Source organism: Psychrobacillus sp. (assembly GCF_056205495.1).
Window position 1 is genome coordinate 1 of the sequence record NZ_JBAEAP010000118.1, and the last position, 8,370, is coordinate 8,370.

An 8,370-nucleotide genomic window follows, 5' to 3' on the forward strand; every position below is an offset into this window, starting at 1 on the left:
GAAGAAAAAAATCCTTTACTCTACCACCGCCGCTTTGTCGGGGCTATTCCTAAAGAGTTTTATAATTAAGTATTCGATGGTTAGGGAAGAAAAATACAAACGATATGTTAAAGGTAAAGTTGGTTTTATAATACACATAAAAAATGAGTTAGGATATTTTTTTCCTGACTCATTTTTTTATTAGGCTATGTTAAAGGTTAGGGTTGATTTATGATGCAAAGAAATCTTAGATCAGAGAGTAGAATTGATTTCCGCACCAGCCGGACGCTTTCCTCGGGGTGAGCGATAAGCCATCACCCATCGCTAGCGCGCGTGGTTGTGATGTCTTATCTGTCTCACTCATCCCGTAGGAGTCGCCGTCTGGCGCTCCAATCAATAAATGAACAGCTTTAGCATCGATAAAGCGCTAATAATTTAACTCGCATAAACAAAGCAGAAAAACTGTCACACCCCAGTTTCATAATATATTTATGATCTTAATAGCCATTTGAAAGTTCCTTTGTGTATGCTTACAGTCACTATAAAAAAGAATGGTTAGTCAAAATCAACCAATAACTATAACTAAGCTTTTTATTAATGTTTTTTACAAAAGCCCCCATTACTTTAAGTGCATCTTTTTTTATCAATTCTTCTATTCCACTCATTAAACGCCCCATCGAATTCTCACCATCGCATGATTGAAGGATTTCGAACGCTGTATTTTGCTATCTTTGTGGGATTCCTGATAAAACAGCACACAATGCCTCCCAGTGAAAAGCTAGTAGATTCTTTATTCCACATTACTTAAGAGTTTTACTTCCCTGTAACTTTTAGGATGCCCCTTTATTTTGGTGAATTAAAAGATAAAATTATTTATAGAAATACAATCTGACAGAACAGAGCATTTAAAGACAGGTATTTAAAGTGAAATAAATTTACTATTTAAATAAGGAGGAAATAGCATGTCAACTTGGTTAGAATCGTTACAAAAAGCAATTAACTATATCGAAGAAAACTTATTAGAAGAAATTTCGATAGAGGACATTGCAAATGAAGCAAGCTCTTCTGCATTCAATTTTCAACGAGCATTTGGATTATTAACAGAAACCTCAGTTGGTGAATATATCCGACGGAGAAGATTGACTTTGGCAGCAGACGAGTTAAAAAGAACAGACAGTAAGATTATCGATCTTGCATTTAAGTACGGCTATGATACTCCCGAGGCTTTTTCAAAAGCCTTTAGGCGTCAGCATGAGGTTTCACCAAGTGACGCTAGAAAAAATATTGGCAAGATCAAATCATATAACCGCCTCGTGATAGAGGTGAGATTGAAAGGGGCAGAACCAATGAAATATCAAATCGTAGAACGTGAAGGTTTCCAAGCAATAGGTATAAAAAAAGAATTTTTACTTGAGAATGAGGGAAATTTAATCGGAATTCCTAAAATGTGGGATGAATTAAATGGTGATGGCACTACCGACAAGCTAATACAAATTAATAATGGACATATTAAAGGAATGCTTGGTATTTGTGTAGAAAAATCTCATGAGAAAATTGACTATTGGGTTGCTACAGAATATGCAGGTGACGTTAAAGAAGGGTTTGAAGTAATCGAACTTCCAGCGTCTAAATGGGGTGTTTTTGAAGTACATGGTCCAATGCCTGATGCAATGACGAAAGTTTGGAAACAAATTTTCTCTGAATGGTTCCCTGCTAACGGATATCAACATGCAGGAACTCCAGAGTTTGAAAGGTATACAGAAGATGATCCATTCAGTCCAGATTGCTATTCAGAAATTTGGATTCCATTAAAATAATTTGAAATAGATGTCCCATTCGTCGACGCCAAAACGACTAGTGGGATTTTTGAATGGAGGCTAGATATACTTTCTTCTTCGGCCCAACAACTATACAGTTCAAAAAAATCATCTTAATTAATGTAACTACTCGTAATTTTACACAGTTCAATTAGTTTCTCTGTTGATTCGTACATGTTTTTTGGTTCATATATTCCGAAATTCTATTCCCCAGTCACTTTTTTTCATATCTCGAAGGTTATACTTGTTAATCAATTATGTAAGTACATTTTTTAAGGCTTCCTCAATATCTATTTCCAGGTCATTTTTGGTTAAATCATATAGTGTACCTGAACCTTCAGAATAACCACGAAAGTAATGCCACAATTGAATTGTATCTGCATAAAAATCATATCCCTAAATTTTGGACTATCTTAATCTATCGCTATTTGAGAACGATACTCTTTTCTACTCACAAACTGTATCAATGATAAAGTTTGTGAGGTCTTTTGGACTACTAAATATAATCATTAAATAACATTTGTGAGAAATTACTCAATTGAAAATTTTAAATTGTCTAATCTTCTATAAATTGGGTATATAAATGGTAAAATTATATTATTTGTAAACAAAAATAAAATAATGGAAAAAGTTAGGGGGATTAAAATGAGCTTAACTATACATAACGGCGAGTATGACTCTAAACAAGCCTTTAATCAAATAAAAGATTTTTTTAACGTTTTAAAAGCAAATGTTGTTCGCTCTCGTACGACAATTACTGCTGTTTTTTTATCGGCTTCTTTTAAAAAGTTAGGATTTCAGCAAGAGGATTTAACATCCTATCTTGGAAGCAAAATTAGAAAAACTGATTTTCTTTTTGAGCTTAAGGAGCCTCATAAATGGTGTATCATACTATCCCAAAGTGGCGAGGAGGAAGCGCAAGCCTTTCTAAATAGGTTGTTTGCAGACACTAACATTGTCTCTTCTCTGACTCTATCCGCAACTATTATAGAGATAGGGAACAATCGCGTAGAGTTTGAGGAATTATTAGAGGTTGGAAACAGAGCTTTAGATGCGGTCAATAGTACTGGAAGTCCCTTTGAAGTAACATACATATCACAATTTAAAGAAAAAGACATAGAAAAAATTAAGGTTAGTATTCTAGAGGAAAATGAAATATTTCGGAATGTCCTAAGCTCTTCCATGGAAAATATGAATGTTGATATGTTCGAATTAGAGATAAAAGCTTTCTCTGATGGGTATGATTTTTTAGAATCTAATTGGTATCGTTCTAGCCATACACATATCATCATTATGAACGATATTTTACCTAGAAAAAATGGGCTCGAAGTTTTGCATATGGTTAAACAGCTCCCTAATGAACAACGCTTTATAACGTACATGATGACCAAGAAGAAATCGGAGGAGGACATGCTCTATGCCTACGAAATAGGGGTAGATGAGTATTTGATAAAACCATTTAATATTAGACTTTTTGAGGCACAGATAAGAAGGACTTTTGAAAGGTTATGGCTATGATTCAAATTTCCATTAAATTTGTCCTCCTACTTATCTGTCTATTAACATTGTTACTCGTTTCTATCGGTCTTTACTTAATTATAAAGAGAGTCAAAGAAGTAAAGATAAAAGCGAAAATAGCATCTTATGTCAGCAAGCATGAAGAGAATTGGCGTCGCTACTTAATAGAAGGGGTACCCTTTAATCCGGAGGTCATTCCTACAAGTAGAGAAGAGATAATGGGCATAGAAGTAATATTTTCGACCTACTTAAAGAATCTCTCTAACGAATCCATTCAAGAGAAAATTAGTCAATTTTCTAATGAATACTTAAAGGACTTCTATTTGAATCTTCTGCAAAGTAAAAGCTGGAGTAAACGAATGAATGCTATGTTTCATATAGAAGATTTTAAGATTTACTCCCTAGAAAAAGATTGTGAAAAGCTCGGGAGAAAGAAAATCTCAAGAGAAGAATACTTTCAGCTTTTGAAAATCTACTCGCTATTTAATAAAAATTTATTTTTACAGCATATCCTGATCAGTAATGTTCAACTGTCAGAATATGAGTATAAAAAACTACTTTTAAATCTTCCGGCAGAGCTTTTGGATACCTTAACAGATAAAATTACAGATTTACCCAAAACATGCCGCTATGCCTTAATTGATACCTTGGGGCTTAAAAGAGATATAGAGTATTTGCCTCATCTAGAAGTACAACTACAGCAAGAGGATATTGAGATTCGGATAAAATCCCTTAGGGCGATCTATGAGATTGGATTTATTAATAATCCAGAAAATTATTTAGCTTTTGTGAAATCTCCAGTTTGGGAGGAAAGGTTAATGGTAGCTAAATTGTTTCAGCTTTTACCACTTTCTTATACGCTCCCTCATTTAGAAATACTTTTAGAGGATGAGTCGTGGTGGGTCCGCTCTCAGGCTGCCAAAACAATGATGAGGGATAAAAGCGGTAGGACTAGCCTAGAAGAGTATATAGAGCATTCAAGTGATCGGTATGCAATTGATATGGCCAATGAGGCACTAGGGAAAGGACTTAAACCATAATGGGCTTAGCCAATATTTTAGATTATATACTTTTGTTTTTTGCCGGAATCATATTGTTTTATATGGTCATCGTTATTTTAACGTATAGTATTATGCTTTTCATGGCTTTCCGTCAGCTAAAAAAGCAATCCAAACTCGATAAGGATGAATTAGACGATGATTATATAGATGTGATTTATTCAAAGCCCGTCTCGATTATTGTCCCAGCTTACAACGAAGAAGCAGGTGTGATTGATAGCATCCATTCTCTTTTAAGTCTGCGATACCCACAAACAGAGTTAATCGTTGTCAATGATGGGTCTACTGATTCTACACAGCAAAAGGTCATTGACCAATTTAAAATGAAAAGAATAACAAAAATTATACGAGATCAGTTATCAACAGAGCCTATATTAGATATTTATCAGTCAGACATTCACCCTAACTTGTTGTTAGTAAATAAAAAAAATGGAGGGAAGGCTGACGCTTTAAATGCAGGCATTAATGTCTCGAGATACCCTTACTTTTGCTCTATTGATGGAGATTCTATCCTAGAAGAGACTTCTTTGCTTCGGGTGATGAAACCTATTATTTTATCTAACGGTGAAGTTATCGCAACGGGAGGTAATATTCGAATAGCAAATGGATCAGATATTCAATTAGGATCTATATTTAAAACTGGTCTATCGAATAACTTCTTAGTTGTGATGCAGGTTGTAGAATATTTAAGAGCTTTTCTTATGGGAAGAATTGCACTTAGTAAATTTAATTTAGTACTGATTATATCTGGAGCCTTTAGCGTTTTCTCCAAGCAATGGGTCATAGAGGCGGGTGGATATTCCAAGCATAATATTGGAGAAGATATGGAGCTGGTCGTTAAAATTCACCGCTTACTTAAGGAAAAAAAATCAAAGAAACGCATTGAATTTGTGCCTGATCCGGTTTGCTGGACGGAGGCTCCTCAAGACCTATCAACATTAAGGAAACAAAGAAGAAGATGGCATCAGGGGTTAATAACGAGCTTATGGAAGCATAGAAAAATGACCTTTAATCCAAAGTACGGAGGAATCGGTATGATTTCTTTTCCTTACTTCTGGATTGTAGAATGCTTGGGACCTGTTATTGAATTGGGAGGATATATTTATATTGTTATTGCCTTCTTTTTAGGAGATATCTATTACGAGATTGCTATACTTCTTGCACTGTTATTTGTTGTTTATGGAGCCATTTTTTCAGCGTTATCCATATTATTAGAAGCATGGAGTACAAATGCATTCCCGAAAGTTAGAGATGTATTTAGGTTAATCATTGTATCCCTTTCGGAAATTTTTTGGTACAAGCCGTTAACGTTATTTTGGAGATGTGAAGGGCTGCTCCATTTTATAATAGGTAAAAACGTATGGGGAACTATGAAGCGTAAAGGCTTATCGCAGAAAGGATAGTGGAGATGAAACGATTTTATTTAGTTTGTATTGCTATCCTCTGTATTTTACTTCTACCAATTATGCTGTGGTTTTTAGAACCAAATGAAAAGGTGAGTATAGCCATTATTGATAAGACAGTATCAGGTGATTCTTACCGAGAGCATTTAGGACTCACTTGGTTACTCAATCATCTAAAATATTCGAATGGTGATGAAGCATATGATGCATCATCCGATTACTTTGGGTTTATGCCAAATAATAAGGAAAAAATACGGGCATTGCCTGATGACTATTCGAATTATGATGTAATTTACTTGGCTGATACTTACGGTGTTCATGAGGGTAGTAGCGAAGCTTATGGCGGACTAGAGCAAGAAGAGTGGAACAATATTCTAAAGAGATTAAGTGATCGAGACAAAAGCTTGTTAATCGCGGAATTTAATACTTTTGCCTATCCTACTGAACCTCCAGTTAGAGAGAGTGTGGAAAATTATTTAGGACTCCAGTGGACTGGCTGGACAGGAAGATATTTTGAAGATTTGGATCCAACTAGCAATGAAGAGATTCCAAATTGGGTGTATGACTCTGTAGAAGATTGGAGCTACACCGGAGAAGGATTTGTGTTAGTAAACGACAAAAATGATGTCATTGTTTTAGAAAGTGATCAGCATTTTGGCGAAAAAGGAATTCAAGTATCCTTTACGAAGGATGGAAATGCCAAATTTGATCTCGAGAAAAGTACGGATTACAAATATTGGTTTGACATAGTAGTGCCACAAGAGGGAACTGAGGTTTTAGCTAATTATCAATGGGATTTAACAGAGTCAGGTAAGAGTTTACTTGAGGAGTATTCAATCCCAACAGAATTTGCTGCAGTTTTGGCAAGAGAACAATCAAATTCATCTAGTTATTATTTTGCAGGTGACTTCAATGATGTAGCAAAGGTTCCTGCTTTTTATCAGCTGAAGGGGCTAGCGAACATCTATAAATTTGCTGAGAGATTTGCTGATAATGCTTTTTACTGGTCTACGTATGCTCCTATGATGAAGGTAATTTTGGAAGACTTCCATACAAGTGAGGGGACCAACATGGAAGATGGCTTGGGCTATAACGCTAGAGTAAAAGGCGAAACATTTGAAGTGTATGAGAATGACCAGTGGAAGCCCTTAACCATTAAAGGGGTAAACATCGGCATGGGAAAACCAGGCTATTTTCCCGGTGAAGCAGCTATTACCGAGGAAGAATATTATCTCTGGTTCAAACAAATAGGGGAGATGCACGCTAACATGGTGCGCGTTTATACATTACATCCTCCCGGCTTTTATAATGCCTTGAAACGCTATAACGAGGAACATGAAAATAAAATTTATGTTCTTCATGGCGTTTGGATCAATGAAGAAAAGCTGGAGGAATCATTAGACGCTTTTGAGGAAGAAAATTTGAAAGATTTTCAAACAGAAATGAAGACGATTGTCGATGTGATCCATGGAAACAAAATAGTCAAAGAAAGGCCAGGGCATGCTTCGGGTGTTTACAACGCTGATGTGTCTGAGTATATCGCAGGATGGGTTCTAGGCATCGAATGGTACCCTTACATGGTACTGAATACAAATGAAAAGCACAGCTCCATAGGAGAGTATGACGGTACATATTTTGAGACGAAGGGAGCAAGGCCCTTTGAATATTGGTTGGCAGAGCAAATGGATACTATCGTTAAGTATGAAAAAGGGAGCTATAACTGGGTAAGACCAATGAGCTTTACCAACTGGGTGACAACGGATATTTTAGAGCATCCCGCAGAGCCAGCTGAACAGGAGGATCTGGTAGGTGTAGATCCTAACGTCATCTACACAAAAAATGAAATGAAGCTAACTGAGCAATTCGCTTCCTACCATGTCTACCCCTATTATCCTGACTTCTTTAATTATGAGGAGTCCTATCAAAAATTTGTAGATCACCGTGGTGAATTTAATAGCTATGCTGCTTACTTAAAAGAGCTACACGAGGTGCATCGTATGCCAATACTAATTGCGGAATTTGGAGTGCCAGGCTCTAGGGGGCTAACGCATAAAAATCCATTTGGTTGGAATCAAGGTTTTCATTCCGAAGAGGAGCAGGGTAAAATAATTAGCCGTCTATTTGAAGATATTATGGCAGAAAAGCTCTTAGGAGGCTTAGTTTTCACCTGGCAAGATGAATGGTTTAAGCGTACGTGGAATACCGTGGACTATGATAATCCAGATAGACGCCCTTACTGGTCCAATGCGCAAACTAATGAGCAACAGTTTGGTCTTTTGAGCTTTGATCGCCATAAGATTAGAGTCGATGGAAAAACAGAGGAATGGATGGGGAAGCCGTTCTATGAAAAGAAAGACGGAAGTATACGATCTTTATATGTAGACCATGATGAAAGATATTTATATATAAGATTAGATTATGATACGTCATTTACTGGATACCCTATGATTCTTCTAGATGTCGTTCCGGATCAAGGAAATACTAAGTTTGAAGGCTTGCCTAATATATCTTTTACAAACGGGATAGACTTTATAGTAAATTTAAAGGAAAGTGAATCTCGTTTACTCGTCGATCAATATTACGACTTTTTCTCCT

Annotated in this window: 5 protein-coding genes; all 5 read left to right on the forward strand. The window is 36.1% G+C overall.

The features are described from left to right. The first annotated feature begins 941 nt into the window (after window positions 1-941). Window positions 942-1,796 carry an effector binding domain-containing protein gene (locus tag AC06OU_RS03580; protein ID WP_475854030.1) on the forward strand — a complete coding sequence of 285 codons (855 nt, stop codon included), beginning with the start codon at window positions 942-944 and terminating at the stop codon, window positions 1,794-1,796. A gap of 645 nt (window positions 1,797-2,441) precedes the next feature. After that, complete coding sequence (locus tag AC06OU_RS03585; RefSeq protein ID WP_475854032.1) at window positions 2,442-3,314, forward strand: response regulator transcription factor; 873 nt, start codon at window positions 2,442-2,444, stop codon at window positions 3,312-3,314. Then, window positions 3,305-4,354, forward strand: coding sequence for a HEAT repeat domain-containing protein (locus AC06OU_RS03590; RefSeq protein ID WP_475854034.1), 1,050 nt, complete (start codon window positions 3,305-3,307; stop codon window positions 4,352-4,354). Before AC06OU_RS03585 ends, AC06OU_RS03590 begins: the two co-directional genes overlap by 10 nt. Next, window positions 4,354-5,775, forward strand: coding sequence for a glycosyltransferase family 2 protein (locus tag AC06OU_RS03595; RefSeq protein ID WP_475854036.1), 1,422 nt, complete (start codon window positions 4,354-4,356; stop codon window positions 5,773-5,775). Before AC06OU_RS03590 ends, AC06OU_RS03595 begins: the two co-directional genes overlap by 1 nt. 5 nt (window positions 5,776-5,780) lie before the next feature. Continuing rightward, window positions 5,781-8,370, forward strand: a 2,590-nt coding sequence (locus tag AC06OU_RS03600; RefSeq protein WP_475854038.1) for a hypothetical protein, incomplete at its 3' end; no start/stop codon positions are given.